A 206-nucleotide genomic window follows, 5' to 3' on the forward strand; every position below is an offset into this window, starting at 1 on the left:
CAGCCTTCGGCCGAACAGTAACGTCAGCGGTTCATTTCTTGATACCATTCATTGATTTCCCCGGTAATTTCCTCGCCGCCCAGGGCTTTCCACTGCTCCACAAAAGAATCGAATTCGTCGACGGGTGCCTGTCCGGTGATGATATTGGTAAAAGTCTGGATTTCCAGATCCTCCAGCACCGCCTGGTTCTCTATCATGGATTCCGA

General features: G+C 51.0%; 1 protein-coding gene. It reads right to left on the reverse strand.

Going from position 1 to position 206, the window contains the following annotated elements; translation table 11 throughout:
- Positions 1-23: 23 nt before the first annotated feature.
- Positions 24-206, reverse strand: a 183-nt coding sequence (locus DXA36_RS32755) for a hypothetical protein (RefSeq protein ID WP_330425147.1), incomplete at its 5' end; no start/stop codon positions are given.

Source organism: Eisenbergiella sp. OF01-20, assembly GCF_003478085.1.
Classification (GTDB): domain Bacteria; phylum Bacillota; class Clostridia; order Lachnospirales; family Lachnospiraceae; genus Eisenbergiella.